Source organism: Zhongshania marina (assembly GCF_002915595.1).
Taxonomy (GTDB): Bacteria; Pseudomonadota; Gammaproteobacteria; order Pseudomonadales; family Spongiibacteraceae; genus Spongiibacter; species Spongiibacter marinus_B.
Window position 1 is genome coordinate 12,312 of sequence record NZ_PQGG01000017.1, and the last position, 21,753, is coordinate 34,064.

21 protein-coding genes are annotated in these 21,753 nt (G+C 49.8%); all 21 read right to left on the reverse strand.

The window, feature by feature from the left end; genetic code table 11:
• Nucleotides 1-89 precede the first annotated feature (89 nt).
• Nucleotides 90-1,910, reverse strand: coding sequence for a hypothetical protein (locus C0068_RS07345; RefSeq protein WP_103683846.1), 1,821 nt, complete (start codon nucleotides 1,908-1,910; stop codon nucleotides 90-92).
• 133 nt (nucleotides 1,911-2,043) lie between these two features.
• On the reverse strand, nucleotides 2,044-2,649 hold the full coding sequence (locus C0068_RS07350; protein ID WP_103683847.1) for a transglycosylase SLT domain-containing protein: 606 nt from the start codon (nucleotides 2,647-2,649) through the stop codon (nucleotides 2,044-2,046).
• Nucleotides 2,646-4,673, reverse strand: a complete 2,028-nt coding sequence (gene ligA, locus C0068_RS07355) for an NAD-dependent DNA ligase LigA (protein WP_103683848.1) — start codon at nucleotides 4,671-4,673, stop codon at nucleotides 2,646-2,648. Before ligA ends, C0068_RS07350 begins: the two co-directional genes overlap by 4 nt.
• Nucleotides 4,674-4,703: 30 nt before the next feature.
• Nucleotides 4,704-5,696 carry a cell division protein ZipA gene (zipA, locus tag C0068_RS07360; protein ID WP_103683849.1) on the reverse strand — a complete coding sequence of 331 codons (993 nt, stop codon included), beginning with the start codon at nucleotides 5,694-5,696 and terminating at the stop codon, nucleotides 4,704-4,706.
• 125 nt (nucleotides 5,697-5,821) lie between these two features.
• A complete protein-coding gene (smc, locus tag C0068_RS07365; RefSeq protein ID WP_103683869.1) occupies nucleotides 5,822-9,319 on the reverse strand; it encodes a chromosome segregation protein SMC in 3,498 nt (1,165 codons plus the stop codon).
• A gap of 155 nt (nucleotides 9,320-9,474) precedes the next feature.
• Entirely contained in the window at nucleotides 9,475-10,683 is a 1,209-nt protein-coding gene (ccmI, locus tag C0068_RS07370; protein WP_103683850.1) for a c-type cytochrome biogenesis protein CcmI, read from the reverse strand.
• Nucleotides 10,680-11,165, reverse strand: coding sequence for a cytochrome c-type biogenesis protein (locus C0068_RS07375; RefSeq protein ID WP_103683851.1), 486 nt, complete (start codon nucleotides 11,163-11,165; stop codon nucleotides 10,680-10,682). Before C0068_RS07375 ends, ccmI begins: the two co-directional genes overlap by 4 nt.
• A complete protein-coding gene (locus C0068_RS07380) occupies nucleotides 11,162-11,719 on the reverse strand; it encodes a DsbE family thiol:disulfide interchange protein (RefSeq protein WP_103683852.1) in 558 nt (185 codons plus the stop codon). The genes C0068_RS07375 and C0068_RS07380 overlap by 4 nt, the downstream gene beginning before the upstream one ends.
• On the reverse strand, nucleotides 11,706-13,688 hold the full coding sequence (locus tag C0068_RS07385; RefSeq protein ID WP_103683853.1) for a heme lyase CcmF/NrfE family subunit: 1,983 nt from the start codon (nucleotides 13,686-13,688) through the stop codon (nucleotides 11,706-11,708). The genes C0068_RS07380 and C0068_RS07385 overlap by 14 nt, the downstream gene beginning before the upstream one ends.
• Entirely contained in the window at nucleotides 13,685-14,146 is a 462-nt protein-coding gene (gene ccmE / locus C0068_RS07390; protein ID WP_103683870.1) for a cytochrome c maturation protein CcmE, read from the reverse strand. Before ccmE ends, C0068_RS07385 begins: the two co-directional genes overlap by 4 nt.
• 15 nt (nucleotides 14,147-14,161) lie before the next feature.
• Nucleotides 14,162-14,359 carry a heme exporter protein CcmD gene (gene ccmD / locus C0068_RS07395; RefSeq protein ID WP_103683854.1) on the reverse strand — a complete coding sequence of 66 codons (198 nt, stop codon included), beginning with the start codon at nucleotides 14,357-14,359 and terminating at the stop codon, nucleotides 14,162-14,164.
• Nucleotides 14,359-15,108: a heme ABC transporter permease gene (locus C0068_RS07400; RefSeq protein ID WP_404810242.1), complete on the reverse strand. Its 750-nt coding sequence runs from the start codon at nucleotides 15,106-15,108 to the stop codon at nucleotides 14,359-14,361. Before C0068_RS07400 ends, ccmD begins: the two co-directional genes overlap by 1 nt.
• A gap of 165 nt (nucleotides 15,109-15,273) precedes the next feature.
• Complete coding sequence (gene ccmB, locus C0068_RS07405; RefSeq protein WP_103683856.1) at nucleotides 15,274-15,960, reverse strand: heme exporter protein CcmB; 687 nt, start codon at nucleotides 15,958-15,960, stop codon at nucleotides 15,274-15,276.
• A complete protein-coding gene (ccmA, locus tag C0068_RS07410) occupies nucleotides 15,953-16,621 on the reverse strand; it encodes a cytochrome c biogenesis heme-transporting ATPase CcmA (RefSeq protein ID WP_233208768.1) in 669 nt (222 codons plus the stop codon). Before ccmA ends, ccmB begins: the two co-directional genes overlap by 8 nt.
• A gap of 130 nt (nucleotides 16,622-16,751) precedes the next feature.
• Nucleotides 16,752-17,627 carry an Hpt domain-containing protein gene (locus C0068_RS07415; RefSeq protein ID WP_103683857.1) on the reverse strand — a complete coding sequence of 292 codons (876 nt, stop codon included), beginning with the start codon at nucleotides 17,625-17,627 and terminating at the stop codon, nucleotides 16,752-16,754.
• A 217-nt stretch (nucleotides 17,628-17,844) separates the two neighbouring features.
• Nucleotides 17,845-18,216 (reverse strand): response regulator, encoded by a 372-nt coding sequence (locus C0068_RS07420; RefSeq protein ID WP_103683872.1) that lies wholly within the window; start codon nucleotides 18,214-18,216, stop codon nucleotides 17,845-17,847.
• 95 nt (nucleotides 18,217-18,311) lie between these two features.
• Entirely contained in the window at nucleotides 18,312-19,160 is an 849-nt protein-coding gene (locus C0068_RS07425) for a MinD/ParA family protein (protein ID WP_103683858.1), read from the reverse strand.
• On the reverse strand, nucleotides 19,157-19,723 hold the full coding sequence (locus tag C0068_RS07430) for a hypothetical protein (protein WP_103683859.1): 567 nt from the start codon (nucleotides 19,721-19,723) through the stop codon (nucleotides 19,157-19,159). The genes C0068_RS07425 and C0068_RS07430 overlap by 4 nt, the downstream gene beginning before the upstream one ends.
• 40 nt (nucleotides 19,724-19,763) lie before the next feature.
• Nucleotides 19,764-20,183 carry a flagellar motor switch protein FliN gene (fliN, locus tag C0068_RS07435; RefSeq protein WP_103683860.1) on the reverse strand — a complete coding sequence of 140 codons (420 nt, stop codon included), beginning with the start codon at nucleotides 20,181-20,183 and terminating at the stop codon, nucleotides 19,764-19,766.
• Nucleotides 20,184-20,269: 86 nt separating this feature from the next.
• Nucleotides 20,270-21,223: a flagellar motor switch protein FliM gene (fliM, locus tag C0068_RS07440; protein ID WP_103683861.1), complete on the reverse strand. Its 954-nt coding sequence runs from the start codon at nucleotides 21,221-21,223 to the stop codon at nucleotides 20,270-20,272.
• 115 nt (nucleotides 21,224-21,338) lie between these two features.
• On the reverse strand, nucleotides 21,339-21,683 hold the full coding sequence (locus tag C0068_RS07445; protein ID WP_103683862.1) for an Hpt domain-containing protein: 345 nt from the start codon (nucleotides 21,681-21,683) through the stop codon (nucleotides 21,339-21,341).
• Nucleotides 21,684-21,753 lie beyond the last annotated feature (70 nt).

The window sequence follows — 21,753 nt, forward strand, 5'->3', positions numbered from 1 at the left end:
TACAGTATAAAAGCAAGTTTTTGGCTACCTTATACCTCATTTAAACGCCACCAGCCTTTATACCCAAACAATAATTAGCACGCGTACCGTCATTCAAATTCAGCTAACCTAGGTTGTTTAAACATCGAACCGCCATAGATTAAATAAACTGGATTTCCTTCTGCATAGGTGCTCACTAGGAAATCGTCAAAGCCGTCGATATTAATGTCTCCTGCAGGCGATATCGATTTAAATCGATCGTACCGAAACCAAGAAACATGGTTTGAAATCCTATCTTCGCTATTAAGTATTTTTTCCGGCAATACTATTTTCTCCGGCAGATCTGCTGCGCCATAAATAATATAAAAATCATTGTGCGCTCTATTGCTGTAAGACCGGTACACAGCAATATCGTTGAAACCATCACCATTAATATCGCCGAGGGTGGTCACCCTTTTTATAAACTCACCTTCGATGCGCAAATGCCGCGCAGTGTCAGCTGAAAGGTGTTGACCAAGGCTTGGACCACCATAAACGATGACAACAAATTCCTCACCTAAGTAAGTGTAATTTTCACAGCCTACCGCGATGTCGTCAAAGCCATCTCCATTAATATCAGGTATGACCGTTGAGTATTCGCCAAAGCCCACTTCCTCTTCACCATTCCAGCTTATTGTTGTGGCCTGAGGGATTTGGTTGGACTCAAGATTAATCTCATTATCCTTTGCCAATGACGCCCCACCATAAAAGAGAACGGCCTTCCCTTTCGATACCGCCCCCCTCTCAAACACAAAGTCAGAAACAATAAAGTCACTAAAGCCGTCACCATTGACATCTCCAGACGAATTCTGAAGATGGCTTGCCCAAGCACTGCTGAAATAATCTTCGGAGGGATAAAACTTATAGTAATCGGCAATATCATCGGAGGTCGGCAATCTACTTGGATTCTGTTTCCCCTCTATAATCATAAACGACCTGCCAATGGCAAAATTGAAGTCGGGAATCAAATCACCATTTATATCCCCCACACTTGTAGACCCGACGACATTATCGAAATAATAGTCACTCTGAAATATATTTTGCGCTAAACCGACCAAAGAATTGCCTGCCAAGATTTTCGCCTGAATATCACTTGCCTCTTGCCCTCCAAATACCATAACGGTTCCACTACCACTTAGCAGAAGGTCATTGAAGCCATCATTATTAAAATCATCGGCTTTTCCAATCGCTCGTAATGACCTAAAGGATTGATCCGAATAGTCATCACTTGGCAGCCATCGAAATGCAAAGCCATAAGGGTTAACAAAAGGAGCATCGCTTTCAGAAAGAGTAACTAAGGGTGGCAGCGAGGCCTGACCATAAACGATCGCGACATCTAAGGGTGATGTGTAATCAGGGTTTCGTTGAATGGCAAAATCATCTAGTCCGTCGCCATTAAAATCACCGAGCCCCAGTGCTGCAGGCACCGGATCAAAGGGAATATACCCGTCATTCCCAGTTAAAATAAATTTTGTATGTTTTAAAGCTTTAGCTTCAATTGCATCCATAAAACTAGAAGAGTAGAAATAAACATTTAATTGATAATGAAAAATCGTCTCTTCTCGAACTTTTTTCTTATTTTCGATATCCAATTCACGTAAACGCACTACGACCTGATCGAGACCTGTATAAGATTGATCAGGGTTATAGTAAAAGCTGCAAGAATCGAGAACTTCTAATTGGCCGTGGGCGGGGAATTGCAAAATATCGCACTCACGCGGCGCACCATTCCAAAGAGAAATCAAATTAGATGAGGAGCTAGGTGAAATTACGATATTTTCCTCTACATTCTTAGCTCGAGAAGACCCTTTCCCGCCTCCACCACCACAACCACACAAAAGCATTATAAAAACACCTAAAATTAATAACTTCGTGCTGTTTATTATTTTCATAGAGATCTAAATCCATTTAGTGTGGATATATACAAACAATATTTAGCGCAAACCTGCGCTCCACCTTTAAAATTACCATTGTAAAACGGCTAAAAAATAATCTTCTGCAAAGCCGGATAGCTGTTAAGCGTTGTCAAAAAATCCCAAAAAACCAACCACCGCTCTTAAGGTCTTTTTCGCAGCGGCTAAGTTGCGCGCCATAGCTTGCAGCTCTTGAAGTGACATTGCTGGCAACACGTTTTAACCACGGTTTTTTATCGAAGCTTCGTTTTTTAAAACCACCGTGGCCTTCGTGGTAAGCCATATACAGACTGTACGCATCGGTATTGCTAATGCCATTGATTTTATTGCTGGTATTGTTATACCAAGCAACAAAATCAATGGCGTCGGTAAAGTCGTCTCTATCCGCGCCCCAGTTTCCAGACTTATCTACATACCATTTCCAAGTACCGTCTTTTGCCTGCGCATAACCATAGGCATCAGACATGCGTCCCGCTGGAATAAAACCCAGCCAGTATTTTTTCGGAGGTTTTGCCTTAGCAACAAAGCGCGACTCTTGATACATAATCGCCATCATAATGGGAATCGGCGAATTCCATTTCTTAGACGCATCCTTGGCGTCGTCATACCAGCCGTCCTTTTCACGAAAGATCGAGCAGATGTCACCTGGATTACGTGGCGGCGATGTTGTACATGCCGACATAGTCAACACCAGTAGTAGCAAACCAACAATCTTCATTCTGCCTGCCCATTGCGAGCAAACACATCGAGTAGTCCTTGCTCGTCAATTACCTTCACTCCTAGGGCCTCCGCCTTCGCTAATTTAGAACCCGCACTTGCACCTGCGGCGACGCAGTCAGTTTTTGCGGAAACACTGCCTGCTACTTTGGCACCAAGAGCCTGTAATTTTTCTTTCGCTTCGCTCCGCGTCATAGCTTCAAGATTTCCGGTGAGAACCCAGGTTTGTCCCGCCAAGGGCTGTTCTCCGCCCTGCTTTTGAGCAGCCGGCCAATTCACACCACGATCGCACAACTGCTGCACAACGTCACGATTAAACTCAGTCGCGAAAAATGCGTGTATATGACTGGCGACAATCGGGCCGACATCCTCCACCTCTATTAACATTTCCTCAGTTGCCGCCATTAACTCCGGCAAACCGCCAAAATGGCGCGCCAGATTCAATGCTGTCGCCTCTCCCACTTCACGAATACCTAGCGAATATAAAAATCGTGGCAGGGTCGTCACCCGAGATTTATCCAAGGCAGCAATTAAATTCTCCGCCGATTTTTGGCCCATGCGCTCTAAGTTGGCGATTTGATCTACCGTCAACAAATACAAATCAGCAATGGTTTCAATCAAGCCCGCATCAACAAATTGTTCAACTAATTTATCGCCAAGACCATCAATATCCATCGCCTTGCGACTAGCAAAATGTTTTATCGCCTCTTTGCGCTGCGCTCCGCAAACAAGGCCTCCGCTGCAGCGCAGCACCGCTTCGCCAGGCGCGCGCTCTAGGGCGCTTTCACATACCGGACAGTGTGTTGGCGCAATAATATCCACCGCGTTTTTTGGTCGTCGCTCTAGCACTACCTGAACAATTTGCGGAATCACATCACCCGCGCGACGCACAACAACGTAGTCACCCACCATCACGCCTAAACGCGCTATTTCATCAAAATTATGTAAAGAAGCATTGCTAACCGTAACGCCGCCGACAAAGACAGGTTCTAACTTAGCAACGGGAGTAACGGCGCCGGTGCGACCAACTTGAAACTCAACATCGCGCAGCAAGGTAATTTCTTCTTGGGCTGGAAACTTATGGGCGATCGCCCAGCGCGGCGCACGGGAGACAAATCCTAATTCTGCTTGCAGAGCAAGGGAGTCAACCTTAAATACAATGCCATCGATGTCGTAGGCCAAGGCATCACGCCGCGCCAAAAGACCTTCATAATATGCAAGACAGCCCTCAATAGAATCGACCACCCGCAGTTCCGGGCTAACCAAAAAACCCCAGTCGCGCAAACGCTGCAAACCTTCACTATGAGTTTCAAACAGCGCCTCACCCTCTTGCAGGGCAATACCGTAGCAGCTCATTTCCAAGGGACGTTTAGCGGTAATACGGCTATCAAGTTGGCGCAAACTACCCGCCGCCGCATTGCGGGGATTTACAAATACTTTTCCGTCGGTCTCGCGCCCTAGGGCGTTTATCCGTTCGAAGCCAGCGCGGGGCATATAAATTTCGCCGCGAACCTCTAACTCCTCCGGCCAGTCTTCGCCCCGTAAGCGCAGAGGGATCGACGCTATGGTTCTGACGTTTTGGGTAATGTCTTCGCCAACTCGGCCGTCGCCACGGGTCGCGCCGCGAACCAGAATGCCATCGACATATAACAAGCTAACGGCAATACCATCTAACTTTGGCTCGCAGGCATAGGTCAGCGTCGCAGCGTCATCTAGACGAGATTTTACGCGCCGGTCAAAGTCTAATAATTCTTGTTCAGAGAATACGTTATCAAGCGATAGCATCGGCGTTTCGTGCCGAACTTGATTAAAGGATGGCAGCGGCTCCGCCCCCACCCGCTGCGACGGTGAATCCGGCGTTAGCCACTCTGGATGCTGTGCTTCAATTTCTTGTAGCTCGCGGAAAAGACGATCGTACTCGACATCGGGGATTTCCGGCGCGTCGAGTACATAGTATTGATAACTGTGATGATGGAGCTGGTCGCGCAAGGCCCGCAGGCGTTCACGCAGAGAACTATCAGACATTCAAAACGCCGTTATTTTGATCCAGATCGACTACATCAGGGTTAGCTGACGACGCTCGAAATCACGGATACGCTGTTTATAATGTTCAAGGGTTTGCTTTGTTGCCACGCTATGGGTCTGATCGCGCAGTTCACCCTCAAGATTTTTTACTAAGCAACGCGCAGTTTCGACCATTGCCTCGTAGGCTTTAATACTTTCTTTTGGCCCCGGCAAATGCATAAAAAACACCACGCCGGGAGTCGTAAACTCATCAATCTCATCTAGATCAAAGTTACCCGGCTCAACCAAGTTTGCCACGCTAAACTGAATTTCTCCGGTGCCATCAGAATTTTCATAGCGATGGAAAATGTTCATTTTTCCATAACGGACATCACAGGCCATTAATATTTGCAGTAAATCATTGCCCTTAAATGGCTTACCGTCGGGTGCCATAGCATTAATCACTAGCAATTCTTGATGTTCTGGCTGCGACTGTGGCTTTTCCTGCTTTTTGGCTGGCGCCTTTTCTACTGCAGCGGCACTAACATGTTCGGGAACATCTTCTGGATTAACTCTGATCGGCGCGTCATCCTCGTCGTCATCAATACTAGACGATGACCAACCCGCAACGACCTCATCTTCGTCATCGTCTTCAACAATCTGAGTTTTAGAGTGAGAGCTGTATTCGTCGACAGGATCAGTAAATAAAATATCGTCGTCCGCGTCATCGTAATTGCCGACATATGCCTCGGCATCATAATCATCCGTTTCTGGTGCTTCTAGTTCAGGCTCCTGACGCGGGCTCGGCGCTGGCGTCTGGGCGCGCTTCATATGGAGACTGGGGGTCTCTCTTACCGCCACCACCCGAGCTGTGCCGGTAGGCAGCTCAGGGTTTGAAAGATCGTCGTCTTCGTAGCGCGCTTTAGAGCTTAAACGCAGCGTTTCGCGGCGATCTTTACGCACTCGCCGATAACCGTCCAACAGCACCGCCGTCGCCAGCAAAGTGCCAATAATAATCAACCAATCTCTAACATTGAGATCCATTACCAAGCCCTTAATTAGCCGTAGTGGCTGTATCCTCAAAAATTTGCTGTGCTTTGGATGAAATTAAGTCGCCATTGTTCCACGCGATTTAGTAAATATCCAGATTTTAGCCACATTGCGCTGCCTTACATTGCAGCCATTTCCGCCGCCTTTTCAAGATCGACCGATACCAAGCGTGAAACACCTGGTTCATGCATGGTGACACCCATAAGTTGGTGCGCCATTTCCATCGCAATTTTATTGTGACTGATATAAATAAACTGCACTTCCGACGACATTTCTTTAACCAAGCGCGCATAGCGACCGACGTTGGCGTCGTCCAGCGGTGCATCAACCTCGTCGAGCATACAAAATGGCGCCGGATTTAGGCGGAAGATTGAAAACACCAAGGCTATTGCCGTCAGCGCTTTCTCACCACCAGAAAGCAAATGAATCGTACTATTTCGCTTACCGGGTGGCCGCGCCATGATCGAAATACCGGTATTGAGCAAGTCGTCACCGGTCATCTCAAGCGAGGCACTACCGCCGCCAAACACTTTCGGGAAGAGGTCTTGCAAGCCGCCATTGACCTTGTCGAAGGTTTCCTTGAAGCGGTTGCGGGTTTCCTTGTCGATACGGCGAATCGCGCCCTCTAGGGTTTCCAGCGCCTCTACCAAATCATTATTCTGAGCGTCCAAATAATTTTTGCGCTCGGACTGCTGTTTGTATTCTTCAATTGCCGCGAGGTTAATCGGACCTAATCTGGTGATGCGCCGCCCCGCCTGCTCCAACGACTCTAACCACTCAGCCTCATTGGCGTTTTCAGGCAGCGATTCCAGCACCGACTGCAAATCGAACTGCGCCTCCTGCAACTGATCCTGCAAGCCCTTGCGTCGTACTTGCAAGCCCTGATTCTCTACCCGCGCCTGCTCCAAGCTATTGCGAACAGTTTGTAAGCGCAGCTCGATACCATTGCGCTTCTGCTCGTTTTCACGCAGTTGATGATCAACCACTTCAAGCGCGCGCCGAGACTCAGCCAGCTCCTCTTCTACCGCCAAGCGCTGCTCAAGGCGCGCCTCTAACTCCATTTTTAAATCATCAATTGGCGCGTCGTTTTCATTCAGGCTCTCAGCCAATTGTTCACGGCGCTCATGCAATTGTGCCAATTGCTCTTCCGTGCGGCCGATATTCTGCAGCACCGAGTCGCGCTGGGTGCGTAAAGATTGATGACGCATTGCCAATTGATGAGCGTGATCCTTGCTCTGGCGAGCGGTTTGCCGCGCAGCATCGAGCACGGTGCGATTATTATCGCGCTCGCTCAATAGGGCTTCGCGCTTGCCCGAGTCTTGCTCCATAGACTCAATGGCTTCTTGCAGGGTCATACGTGCTTCCGCAACCGATTCTTGCTCAAGCTGAAACTGATTTCGCAGCTCTTTGCCATCGCCATCCAACTGCTGACGGCGCGCCAATACCTGCTCAATACGAGCTTGCTGGGCGCTAAGCTTGGCTTTTAACTCGCTGTGTTGACGGTTAAATTGCTGTATTTCGCGATTCAGATTTTCGCGATCTTGCTCCTGGGTTTTAAGCAACTGTCGATCTGCATCCAGCGCATCTACAATGCTTTGAATACGCATCTCCGCTGAATCTATGGCTTCACGTAATTCTTGTAGATCTTGCTGGCGCTGCAATACGCCGCCCTGCTCGGTGTTACCTCGGCTCACACGCAGCCAGTTAGTACCCAACCACAAACCTTCTGGAGTAATAACCGACTCATGCGCGGCCAAACTTTTGCGCATGGCTAGTGCCGCCACCAAATCATCAGCAACCCGCACACTGCTAAGTATGCCTAGTAAAGCCGCATTTCCGCTGACTTTGTCCGCCAGCGAACTCCCCGAGGACGGCGCCTGCGCAGCACCTTCAACAAAGCAAACACGACCCTCCTTCAAGCCATCTAAAATACTGCCGACACCCTCTAACGAATCTACGCAAAGTGCCTGCAATTGATCACCCAGCACGGTTTCTACCGCTTGCTGCCAGCCATCACTCACCTGCAACTGTTCAGCCAAACGCGGCGTATTTGCTAAGCCCTGATCCTCCAACCATTTCGCGGTAGCCTTGTCGCCCTGCCCTAGGGCCGCTTGCTGCAAGGCCTCTAGCGATGCCATACGGCCACGCATGCGCTGCAAATCACTGCGGCAGGTGTCTAATTCATCGCTGGCTTGTTTAATCCGTTCACGGCAATCGCTAATTTGCGGAATGAGCTGCTCATGACGCTCTTGGGCAGACGATGCCTCTAGCTCTACCTCGGCGGCTTCTTGTTGAAGAATCTCAATATCGTCGTCGCTGTCATCAACGCTCAACCCGCGGCGCTCTTGATCCAGCTTTTCGATACGATCTTGTAAACGCTGCAGACTCAGCTCCAAATGCTGAATACGAGATTGTTCAACTTCAGCGCGCTGGCGCGGCCCCGCTGCCAGCTGGTTAAATTCATCCCAGCGCTGCTGCCAAGACTGCATAGCATCTTCTGCATTGGCCAAGGCCTCCGCTGCACTTTCTTCAGCGGCATCGGTAATTTCTAGCTCTGGCTCAATCTCACCGATTTCTTCTTCCCACATCGCAATCTTTTCGCGATCACTTTCGAGGTGACGAGTTGTTTCTTGTACATTCACACTCAACTGCTGCAAGTCTGCATCTAATTGCTGGCGGCGCTGCTGCTGGTGCTGAATACCCTGCTCAGCACGCGCAATTTCAGCGCCAATGCTGTAAAAGCGCCCCTGCACCTCATTGAAGGAGTCGTTTAACTGGCTATGCTGATCTCTCGCCTGCTCAATGCCGGTATTTAAACCAACCTGCTCCGTTACAATGGCTTCACGCTCTAACTCTAAGCGATTGATTTCTTGTTCTTTTATTGCAGCTTGATCATCTAGGGCTTTCCATTGCAGCACTTGCAACTGCGCCTTCAATAAGCGCTCTTCTTTTTTGTATTCGGTGTATTTTTCCGCCGCTGCCGCTTGGCGCTGTAAATGCTGCAACTGGCGTTCTAGCTCATCGCGGAGGTCAGTCAGGCGCTCTAAGTTTTCTTGGGTTCGGCGCATGCGGTTTTCGGTTTCGCGGCGGCGCTCTTTGTACTTTGATATACCTGCCGCTTCTTCTATAAATACCCGCAATTCTTCTGGCTTAGACTCAATCAGGCGCGAAATCATCCCCTGTTCGATAATGGCATAGCTGCGCGGCCCAAGGCCGGTGCCCAGGAAGATATCAGTAATATCGCGGCGCCGACATTTGGTGCCGTTTAGATAATACTCAGATAAACCTTCGCGGGTGACTTTCCGGCGAATAGCAATTTCGTCGTAGGCGGCGTATTCACCACCGAGCTTTTTATCGGTATTGTCAAAAACCAGTTCAATACTAGCTTGACCAACGGGTTTGCGATTCACCGAACCGTTAAAAATAACATCGGTCATTGACTCGCCGCGTAGATTTTTAGCCGAGCTCTCCCCCATTACCCAACGCACAGCGTCGATAATATTGGATTTTCCACAACCATTTGGGCCGACCACCGCCGACAGATTCGTCGGAAAATGGGCAGTCGTCGGGTCTACAAACGATTTAAAACCCGCTAATTTGATACTTTTAAGACGCATAAACCAATAACCAACACTGTAGCTGCTGCCACGCTGAGTTTTATTATATTCTCGAGGCAACAACAGGATAAATTTGCGCAAAGCGCGATTATAGCGATAGCTGCGGGGACTGACAGCAGTATTTGTGACTTTGTGCGCAGGGAAACGGTTTTAGCTTAGTTTCCCTGCACCTCGGTAATCGACAAACTCAGTGGCTCATTGACTGTATTCAGTTCAATTTGAATAGGTTTACCGACCCAATCACCATTGCGACGAATAGCTGTCCCTGCACGGCTAATATGTGCTGACAGGCTAAGTTCAGAAAAATCATTCAAGCCCATGCCCTGTCGAATCACATCCGCATCCGTGAACAGAAGACTAATAGGCCATTCCTGTGTGGTCAACAAGGGGACCCGCAATGCAGCTACCGGCATAGGGTTTCCATCGCTGCTTTTAGCCACCACAAATAAAACCCCAGACGGCGCAGCACCCAACTCCGGCGCCAAAGCAACACTAACTTCTAATCCACGCAAATTCCCCGCCGCTACTGCGCGACGCTTGGCTTCGGCGATACCACCGCTAATCACCCCAACTTCAGGCGAACCGGCAGGCAACTGGATGAGCAGCTTCTGCCAATGCGCCAAGACTTCAAGATAGCGACCACCGGCAAATGCATCGATACCCAACACCCCCAAGGCTGTACCTTGATTTGGGTTAATTGTCAAAGCGCGTTCTAGCAGGCTGCGAGTTTGCGCGTCGACCTTTCTATTACCCACCAAATACCGCGCCTGCGCCAATTGGGCCAAAATATCGGGATCTTGGGGGAATAAAACTTCGAGACGTTGGTAGTAAGGCAAGGCACCGGCAAAATCACCCTGCTGACGGTAGAGCATTGCCATCATCACCAAGTGCTCGCCGCTATCTGGCCTTTGTTCCAAAATATCTTCCACAAGGCCTTGGTAGCGCTGCCAGCGCGCATCATCAATGCCATCGCGAACAATCTCAGCCTGTAATTCGCGCAGGGCCAAGTCTTGTCGATAGCCTAAACGCTCGTAAATCAGTACCGCAATAAGCGGAATCAGCACCAACACAAGCAGTACATAAACCCGCTTAGATCGAGTTACCGTGGAACTAGCTTCAGTTGCAGACTCTGTGACGAGCTGCCTATCTAAATCCCGCTCTAGCTCGGCAAATTGCGCTTGGTCAATCAGCCCAGAGTCAAGATCGCTGCGCAATTCCCGCTGGCGCTGGCGATAAAAATCTCGTTGGGCGCGGCGATGTAATTGGATGTCGTTTTGGCTTATCTGCCGACTCCGCAAAGACAACAAAACAAGTATGGCCGCCAATAGCAGCAATACGCCGAGACCAATATACAAGCTCATCATGAGCGCTCCTCCGCTCGCTCAGCATCATCATCTAATAGCGCCCGCAGTCGCTCCTGATCGCGTTGCGACAAAACCTCATCGGCAGATAATTGCACTCGCTTGCGGCTAGACGCCATCCGCCACCACACCAACAAACCTAGTGCCAATAAACCAAGCGGCATTAGCCACAATACCGCCGTTTGGCTACTAAAACGGGGGCGATACAAAATAAAATCGCCATAACGCGCCACCATATACTGGGTGATTTCGATATCCGACTTGCCCTCCATAATCATGCTATGCAGTTGGCGGCGCAAATCTTTTGAGATGGCTGAGTCTGAGCCAGATAGGTTTTGATTTTGGCATTTAGGGCAGCGCAGCTCTTCAATAAAGGCGTGGTAGCGCTGCTGCTGCAGTGGGGTATCGAATTGATAGGTTTCGATAACCGCCCCGGCGGCGAGACTAAACAAGGCTAAAACACAGCTTAATACGATGCGCTTCATGGGGTCGAACCCTGCGCGTTTAATTCGGCAATTCGCGGTGCAAATTCCTTATCCCAAATCTTTTGTTCTAAAGCGCCTTGGTAGCGGAAACGCACCATTCCAGCAGCATCGACCAAATAGGTTTCCGGCGCGCCGGTCACACCAAGGTCTAGCCCGAGTGAGCCGTCTTCATCAAACAAGGTAAGAGAATATGGGTCGCCCTTTTCAGCTAGCCAGCGTTTGGCGGCTTCCGCTTCGTCCTTGTAATCGATACTGACAATTTTTATCCCTTCTGCCGCTAACTTCAGCAAAAACGGGTGTTCAAAATGACAGGTTGGACACCAGGTCGCCCATACATTCAGCAAAAATAGCTCACCGACAATCTGCGATTTATTGATAGGCCGACCATCACTCAAGGCCGGCTCAACAAAATCTGGCAAGGGCTTATCAATTAAGGCTGAGGGCAAATCTGTTGGCGCGTAATCACCCGTCATCACACGCCGCTCAACGCCAAAAAACACCGCCGCAAGCAGCACAAAAACCAGTAAAGGTAAAAATAACTTAAGTCGTTGCACTGCGCTCTCCGTCCACGTTTACTGCTATTTTTTGACTAGGCCGATAGCGCTTATCACAAATCGCCAATAAGCCACCGATAGCCATAAGTATTGCGCCCAGCCATATCCAGCGAACAAATGGTTTAACATGAATGCGTACCGCCCAAGCGTCTTTGCCCACGGGCTCACCCAAGGCGATATAGACGTCGCGCATCAATCCAGCATCAATTGCGGCTTCTGTCATCACTTGGCTGCTACGGGCGTGGTAGCGGCGCTTTTCAGGGTGCAACTCAGCGATTAACTTTTCACCCTGCCACAGCGAAAATGTGCCGCGCTGGCCCTGATAATTCGGCCCAGTAATAGCCTGCATCGCATCAAAGCTCACCTCATAAGAAAACGCACTTTTGGTGCGCTCCCCCACTTCCATACGAATGTCCTGCTCGTCGTTAAAGCTAGTCACCATCGCGACGCCAAGCACACTAGCTGCAAAGCCAATATGTGCTATCAACATGCCGTAATATGAAGGTGTAAGGCGACGCAAACCCTTCGCCAAAGTCGGTGCATTGCGGACTTTGCTGCGCAGACTCACCACACTACTCAATACAATCCACGCCGCTAGCAAGACACCAATTGTGGCGCCAATGTGCATGCCGTCGCCAAACCACTGCGGAATGATAAAACCTAGCACCACGCTGCTTACAAACGCTGCTATTAAAGGTCTAGCCCAAGATGCAGGCTGGCTGCGCTTCCATTGTGACGACGGCCCAATACCAACCACCAGTGCCATAAAACACATTAAAGGTACAAAAATAGCGTTGAAATACGGCGGCCCAACCGAATATTTACCCAGTCCTGCAAAGTCCATAATCAGCGGAAACAAGGTGCCCAGTAGCACGGTCATTGCCGCCACCAATAACAAGATATTATTGACGAGTAATAAGGCCTCACGGGACAGCCACGTGAAGGTGGCTGTTTGCTGATTGCTCGGCGCGCGGAAGGCATAGAGCGTCAACGAGCCGCCCACCACAATCACTAAAAACCCGAGAATAAACATACCGCGGGTAGGATCAGCAGCAAAGGCATGTACCGAGGTAAGCACCCCAGAGCGGACCAAGAAGGTGCCCAATAAACTTAAAGAGAAGGCAAATATAGCTAATAACAGTGTCCAGCTCTTAAACACCCCACGCTTTTCGGTAACGGCTAATGAATGTATTAGCGCCGTGCCCACCAACCAGGGCATAAACGAAGCGTTCTCTACTGGGTCCCAGAACCACCAACCGCCCCAACCCAATTCGTAGTACGCCCACCAGCTACCCAGTGCGATACCAACAGTTAGAAACAACCAAGCGATATTTGTCCAAGGCCGAGACCAGCGCGCCCAGCTCGCATCCATGCGGCCGCTCATTAAAGCGGCAATCGCGAAGGCAAAGGCGACAGAAAAGCCGACATAGCCCACATAAAGCATGGGTGGGTGAATCACCATACCGGGGTCTTGAAGCAAGGGGTTTAAATCCTGTCCGTCTGCGGGCACATTCAATAAGTGACGGGCAAATGGGTTAGAGGTAAACAGAGAGAACCCGAAGAAACCCACCGCGATCATTCCCATAACCGACAGTACGCGGGCGAGAATATCTAAGGGTAATTGGTGTGAGAAAATAGCGACCGCGACCGTCCACAACGTAAGAATTTGTAACCACAACAGCAGCGAGCCTTCATGGCCACCCCACAGCGCGCTAAATTTATATGCCGCAGGTAACAATGAGTTAGATTGAGCGGCGACGATATCAACCGAGAAATCATCAGTTAAAAACGCGTAAAACAAACTGGCAATGGCAATGGTGGTAAACAGGCATTGCGCGAAACTTAAGTACCGGCCCGCGCGCATCGCCAGTTGATCACCGCGAAATACCCCCCACAGAGGCAGAATCGCCAAAGCCAATGCAAAGCAAAAACCGAGTATTAATGCGAGGTGACCAAATTCAACTATCACAAACTGCCCTTCTCTTGCTGTGCAGCGCGGCTGGCCGCAGATTTTTCTAGGGCATCACTCACTTCCGGCGGCATATAGGTTTCATCATGTTTTGCTAGCACTTCAGTGGCGTAAAAAACGCCGTCCTCACCTAATTTACCCGAGGCTACCACGCCTTCGCCTTCGGCAAACAAATCCGGAAGAATTCCCTCGTACTCTACGGTGACTGTCGCGCTAAAATCCGTTACGACAAATCGCGTTACCAAACTATCGCTAGCGCGTTGAACACTACCTTCCTGCACCATGCCCCCTGCGCGAATCGCTTTCCCCGTCGGGGCCTTGCCAGCGGCAATATCGGCGGGGGGATAAAATAAATTAATATTTTCCTTTAAGGCATAGCCCAGTAATCCAGCCGCCAAGCCGCTTACCACCAAAATAAATAAAATTATCAAAAGGCGCTGTTTGCGCTGAGGATGCATAGCCATACAAATCTCTTAATGCTGTGATGTGCTCGATGTCGACGCCTTTTTACGTCGCACTATAGCGCGTATTTGCTGCTCCGCCTGCTTGCGGCGACTTCTTGCCACACCCACTAAAATACTGAGTACCAAGGCACTTACACCGTAGCAAAACCAAACATAAGGTCCGTGACCGCTCATGCGGAGAAGATCACTAATAGATTCAAAATACATTAGCGCGACTCTCCACAAATCAGGTCTTGCACCCAGCGGGTGTTTCTTTCTCGATCTAAAATTTCAACACGGACAAACAACAGTAATAGCCAGCCGAAAAATAAATACATGCCACTCAATGTGGCCATTAGCGGCCGCAGCATGGTGGGATGAATCGTCGACTGCCCTGTAAAGCTAATGCTTGCCGGCTGGTGCAGGCTGTACCACCACTCCACCGACCAATAAATAATTGGAATATTCACCGCACCAACAATGGCCAATACCGCACAGGCCTTGGCCGCCGCGTCACGGTTTTCAAAGGCTTGATGCAGAGCAATAATGCCCAAATACAAAAAGAACAAAATCAGTACCGAGGTGATCCGCGCATCCCACACCCACCAAGTACCCCAGGTTGGTTTACCCCACACGGCACCGGTAAGCAGAGCGAGAAAGGTGAGCGAGGCACCAATGGGTGCAATGGCTTTCATGACCATCGCCGCCAACTTCATTCGCCAAATCAAATGGATAGCGCCGGCAATCGCCATTGTCATATACGCTCCCATCGCCACTGCAGAGGCTGGAACGTGGATATAGATAATCCGAAAACTATTACCCTGCTTATAGTCTGGCGGCACAAAGGCCAAGCCCCACACAGCACCGCCCACCAGTAGCAGCAGCGACAGGCCAGCCAGCCACGGCATAAGCCTAGCGCTAAACTGATAGAACCACCGCGGCGATCCCCATTTATGGAAGGTTGAGCTAATCGACAAAGCACTATTCTCTTTTAAAAACTTCGAACCTATTCCGAGCAATCGTATAGTCGACCTCAGGTTCTGCAATTATAAGGGCCGCCATAAAGGTCGGGCATTATACCTTAGCCTGGCTATAAAATTGAAAACTACGCCGCGCCCAGAAAACAAGCGCCAGCCTAGCCGCTACTGATCAACACTGATCCGCAGCGCACCGCAAATAGCCAGCGGCGACAAGGCTATAGCCACCAAATAAAACACCCCTAGCATCGCCAGCTGAGGAAAATACTCTCCCCCTGCAACTGCAGATTTAACGGCGCTACTGCCAAAAATGAGCACGGGAATATATAAAGGCAATACGATAAGCGACAGCAGCAAGCCCCCTTTCCGCAGCCCCACCGTTAATGCTGCACCGATGGCGCCAATAAAACTCAACACCGTGGTTCCCAGCAGTAAACTCACCATCAGTGCCAGCATTCCCGTCGCCGGTAGCTGCAAAAGCACTCCCAAAACCGGCGACAATATACTGAGGGGCAAACCCGTCATCAGCCAATGAGCCAATGTTTTTGCTAGCACCTGTGGATAGAGCGACTGATGACTTAGCAACATTTGCTCTAGGGTAGCATCATCAAAATCGCCTCTAAACAAGCTGTCGGTAGCCAACAGTGAGGCTAATAATGCAACCACCCACAAAATGCCGGGAGCCAGCTCTGCTAATCGGTCTGGCTGCGGGCCAATACCAAGGGGAAACAGCGCGCAGACCATCACAAAGAAAACGAGGGGATTAGACCACTCACTGCCCCGCCGCAGCGACGCCATCACGTCGCGCCGCAAAACCGCCACGACCAAATGCGCTAAGCCTGATTCAGACATGGGCCACCTCCCCCAATGTCACAACCTTAAAATCTTGGGCGAAACTTAGACGGTGATGAGTAGTCAGCAACACTGCACCGCCTTCGCTAACAAATTCACTCAACCAGCGCTCTATTTCAGTCACACCGCGCTGATCGATTGCGGTAAAAGGCTCATCGAGAATCCATAAGCTGGCGGGAATACAAAATAATCGGGCCAGATTTACACGGCGCTGCTGACCGGCAGAGAGCGAATGACAGGCCTGTTCTTCAAAGCCGCTTAAACCAACCTTCGCTAGTGCGGATAAGATTTGATCGTCATTATTATTCAGTCCCCGCAGTGCGCAGGACCAACGCAAATTTTCTAGCGGACTTAAAACTGCCTTAATACCCGCGCCGTGACCAATATAAAGAAGCTCTTGCAGATATTCATGTCGATGTTTGAGCAAAGACTTGCCCTGCCACAACACCTCACCCGCGTAGCGACTGGAAAGGCCCGCCAAAATCCGTAGCAAACTGGTTTTTCCACTGCCATTAGGGCCCGCAATCTGCACTAGCTCGCCAGCTCTGAGCTGAAAGCACAAATCTGCAAACAGCACTCGATCATCTCGATCGCTGTATAACTGCTTAACTTCCAGCCCAGTATTTGCCAAAACCACTCCCGCTTGTCTACGCATAGACATGTCGACGACATGCGCAAAATCGCCGCCAAGTATATACGAACAAAAGGAGCTTTAGTGCTGAAAACGAATTACAGAAGTGTTAGGAGACAAGTTCAGTGAATCGCACAACAATGCGGCCGCGCGCATTGGGCTAGTTATTCTTACCACTTTGCTGGTTCAAGCGCTCAAAATCCTGAGTAACGAGGTCTAAATAGACGAGGGCTTTATCGAGCTCGGCCGAATGCCCTTTGCCACGAAATTTCATCAAACGCTGCCTGACCCAACTCAACTCGCCCACTAGATTATCTAAATTGCTAGCCGTATTAGCTGCAAAAGCCGGCTTTATTTCAGCCTGCGCCTGCCTAAGCGGTGCCGAAATAACGGCATCAAGGGTTTCAAAATTCGACTCTGAATAGCTCTGAAAGGTATCTAGTGTCGCGCTGCCTAATGCCACACCACCCGGCGGCTCACTTGCCGTTTGATGCGCCAAGGGTGCATAGCTCGCGCTTTCGTATTGCAAAACTGACGGCGCCAAATCAGTAAGTTGCTTGTCTCTAGGCCGCAAACGACCATCAAAAAACACGCTCATGGGGTCGCTAGCAGACTCCACAGGGTTATTGGCCGCCGAAGGACTGTTGTTGCGATCCGCCGCCCGCAGCAAACGCGATTTCAATTCACTATCAATAGCACTGGGTTCTTGGTGATTAATACGCCGCGCCAACATCAGCTCCGTCGCACCGAGGGTGGCGACAAACAAAGATACTAAGCTTGGTGTCATTGATACGCGACGAGTGCGAACGCGCTCCATTACCCGCTCAGCCAGTTGCGTGCATTCCGCCAACTCATCCAGCTTTAAGACCGTCGCCCCACCATATAAGGTGTGAAAACCACGGTGGATATCATCCAAGATTCGTTGACCATCATAGCCATAACGTAACTCAGCAAGCTGTTCCGACAGGCGCTGAACAATCTCCTCCGCTTCCGCGAGGAAAATCGCCAAAATACCTTCGTGTTCAATTTCGTTCACAGCACACCCGAGTTATATCTGCTTTGTTGCGAAGCCTTACTAAGCCTAATACACCTTGCCTAACCGTCTGCGCCGAAAGCGATAGATAGACAAAAAATAACAAGCACTATTATCGGTAATCGCCGTCGCTTTAGCTGTAAGCTCCATCACATTCCGGCAATATTCTTTGCACCGCAAGAAACCCAGCAAATACGGTATATAAAGCCATAATTTATCCTCAAATACCGCGCTGAATAATCCCCAAAATTTTTCCCTCCAACGTCGCCGCGGTGAAGGGTTTGACCATATAACCATTCACACCGGCCTCCGCCGCCTCAACTATCTGTTCACGTTTCGCATCGGCGGTGATCATTAACACCGGAATATGAGCCAAATTGCTGTCTGCCCGTATCGCCCGCAAAAGAGCCAAGCCGGACATTCTTGGCATCAGCAAATCCGTAATCACCAGATCGAAACGCTGGTTGTGCAGCATGGGCAGGGCCGATAAACCATCTTCAGCCTCGCTGATATAGCGATAGCCCAGATCCAAAAGTAAATTGCGGATAATGCGTCGCATAGTAGAAAAGCCCTCCACCACCAAGATCCGCATATCGTCGGGTGAGCACGAAGTCGATGCGACGGGGTCGGCCTCGTCGTAGGCATCGCCAAAGGGGTTGGGCGATAGCTCTTTGCGATCCTCGTCCTTCATTTGAAGCGCACCGCATTATCCGCGCCGTCGGATCGGTCTTTTGCGGCAAGTAATTGCTCAACAAAAAACACCAGATGCCCCTGTGCCCTCGCCGGCAGCGGCCAATCTTTTACCTGCGCCGCCAAGCTCCGAAGCGCTCTTGCAGACTCGCTGCTAGGTGCAGCCAATATAACCGGCGCTTGCTGCCGAACGGCGTCGCGCAATTTGGTATCGAAAGGTATCGTTCCCGCATAAATCAAACCCACGTCCAAAAATTGCCCGCACACCTGATTTAAACTTTCAAACAGCTGACGCCCCTCACGCTCATCTGCCACCATATTCGCGACAATACGAAAGCGACTACGACCAAAATCCCGATTCATTAATTTTATTAGGGCGTAAGCATCTGTGATCGAGCTGGGCTCATTACACACCACCATCAGCACTTCTTGGGCGGCACTAAGAAAATTCACCACGGAGTCAGATATTCCCGCCGCCGTGTCTACCACCAGCACGTCGAGTTGATTGGCTATATCACTAAAGGCGCGAATTAAACCCGCGTGCTCCATTGAACTGAGCATACTTAAATGCCGGGTGCCGGACGATGCCGGAATAATCTTAATCCCCGCAGGGCCAGTGAGCATGATGTCCTGAAGCGAACAACTACCATCTAAAACCTGCTCGATGGTATTGCTAGCCTTCAAGCCAAGCAGCACATCCACATTGGCCAAGCCAAAATCCGCATCAAGTAAAACAACCCGAGAACCCGCTTCGGCTAAGCCGATACTAATATTAATCGCGACATTGGTTTTGCCGACACCGCCCTTGCCGCCACTTACCGCAACAACTTGGATAGCTCGACTCATGACGCCGACACCGCCAATTTTGCTGGGCTATAAATATTTTCTCGCCAAGGGCAACCCCACATGCGCTGGGTATGCTCGCCAATTTGCTCGGCATTACACATCGCCATAATCTTCTTTAATAAGCGCTGATCAACTGTTTGCACATCCACAAGTAAAACAAATGCTCCCTCTTCAGCGTGGGCGCGGTATTCCTTCAAAGCGGGGTTATCTTGCATTAGGCCAAGCAAGCCGCCCTCCCATGCGCCGAAAAACACCATGCTTAAAGGCAGCGAATAAAAAATGATATCCCGCGCCAGCTCGGATTCAATCGTAAACAGCGACATACCAAACAACAGTAGCAACCAACTAAAAAACAGGCCCCAAAACCCGCCGCGCCATGCACCGCCAAGCATATTGCTATGCAGTAACGGAGAGGCTAATGGCAAATTCAAACGCTGAACTTCTGCATCGGCGCTGGTAAATATTTGCCAACGCCAGCCCTGCAAATGCGGCTGGTCTAGCATCTCAGCAATTTCAGTTAATGCCTCTTGATGGCGAGTTAAAAATACCAGCCGACGTTTCATATTTTATTTATCTCCGAGCTAGACCACCAACTGAGCAAACTTAGCGCAGCGATTGTAAACGTTCAGCCTGACTGACAACCTCAGTAAGCCGAATACCAAGCTTGTCTTCTATAACAACCACTTCGCCCCGCGCAATCAATGTGCCGTTAACCAATACATCTAAAGGCTCACCGGCTTGCCGATCCAACTCAACAATTGCACCTTGGTGTAATTGTAGCAAGTCACGAATAGGCATATCGCTACCACCCACTTCTAGCGTAAGACGCACCGGAATATCCATCACCATTGATAAATCGGGCCCCTCAGGACTGCGATCGCGAAGCCGAGCCCCAGCGCCTTCACTTGGTTTGGGATCAGCAAAGCTAGCGCCAGACATAGCTTGAAACTCACCCCTATCTGCCGCCTCCATCTCGTCTTTTAAGGCCTGACGCTGGCGGCGTAGCTCGTCTTGATTATCCATACATAACTCTCATCACTTAATTCAAAATAGCGCCAATATCGCTGACTCGCAGCACAAAACATCTGCGGCCAATTCCTACCATTACGCTAATCCACTATTTTTAGTGCTAAATAGCCTTTAATCAAACCTAGCTGAGCCCGTGCCAGTGGAACGCCAGACGCTTTTAATACAGAGGGCTCTCGACTGTTAAAGGGAATAACATCGCCAACCTGCAAGGCTGCCACCTGCCCCAAGCTCATTACCGGCTCCGCCAAAGTACAGCGGGTTGCCACATTCATATCCAACAGCGAATGACTGACCTCACTCTGCCAATAGGCGTTATTGCTTAGCTGCTCAGCAGATTCTGTTTTACTGAGCAATGCCAACACTGGTTCCAACATCGCAAGGGGCAAAGCAATGTGAAACTCGCCCCCGCCGCCGCTATCCAGTTCTATTTGAAACCGGCATACCACAACGCTTTCGGCCTGTCCGGCGATCGACGCCATCGCCGGATTCACCTCCATCGCCAATGACTCGCAATGCACATCACTCACCAAGCGCCAAGCGCGATCGTAGTCACTGTGAGCACGGTCAATCAGGCGAGCAATCACTCGGCGCTCAACCTTACTAAAGTCACGCCCATCGGCGTGCCCTTGGGTGCCGTTGCCGCCAAAGAACATATCGACCAAACGGAACACTAAGCGGGCGTCAAACACGACCATCCCAACACCCTTTAGCGGATGTAAGCGCATGAGGTTTAATGAGGTTGGAACGTACAGGGAGTGCAGATATTCACTATAGGTCTGGAACTGTAAATCGATAGCAGCAACGTCAAGGCTTTGGCCTAAAACCTCGCTAATGCTGTCTCGAAAATATTCCGCAAAACGCTTATTAATTTGCTCCAAGCCCGGTAAACGGCGCCTCTTTAAACGACGGCGGCTTGCCAAATCGAAAGAGCGGGCAGCGCTAGTCCCTGCAGGATCTGGCTGTGAGGCCTGCGCCTGCACATTGGCCAGCAATGCATCTATTTCTGCTTGGGAGAGTAAATCTTTCGCCGTCACGCCGGTACCGCTCTAAAGGTGGAATACCAAGATTAGAGCAAGACTTGCGCCAATATTATTTTTATAAAAATCAATTAGTTACAAAAATCACCTACTGTCAAAAAAATGACAGACGCTATTTTCCTTCGGCCAACCACTTGCGAATCAAGCCCATTGCTTCAACAAAACAACGCTGGGTATTACTAAAATCCTGTTCGATGTTTTGAAAACTCGCATCGCGACCCCGCAACTCCAAACCCCGAAAATGCTGAGAAAGACTGTCTGCACCCAATGAAGCAGCGCCGCCTTTCACCGTGTGGGCAACGGTTCTCAGAGTTTCGGCATCTTGATTTTCTATTGCCTGCCCAATGGTAGCCAGTCGCTCCTGGGTGTCTATTTCAAATTCATCGATAAGGGTAAAAACATCCTCTTCCATGAACCCACGCAGCTCTTCCAACAACACTAAATTTAAAGCAGGCATGTGCTTAAACGTCCTTGTTAAACAAAAAGATTTCAGCCTGAATATAGGCTATTTTTAAACATTAATTACA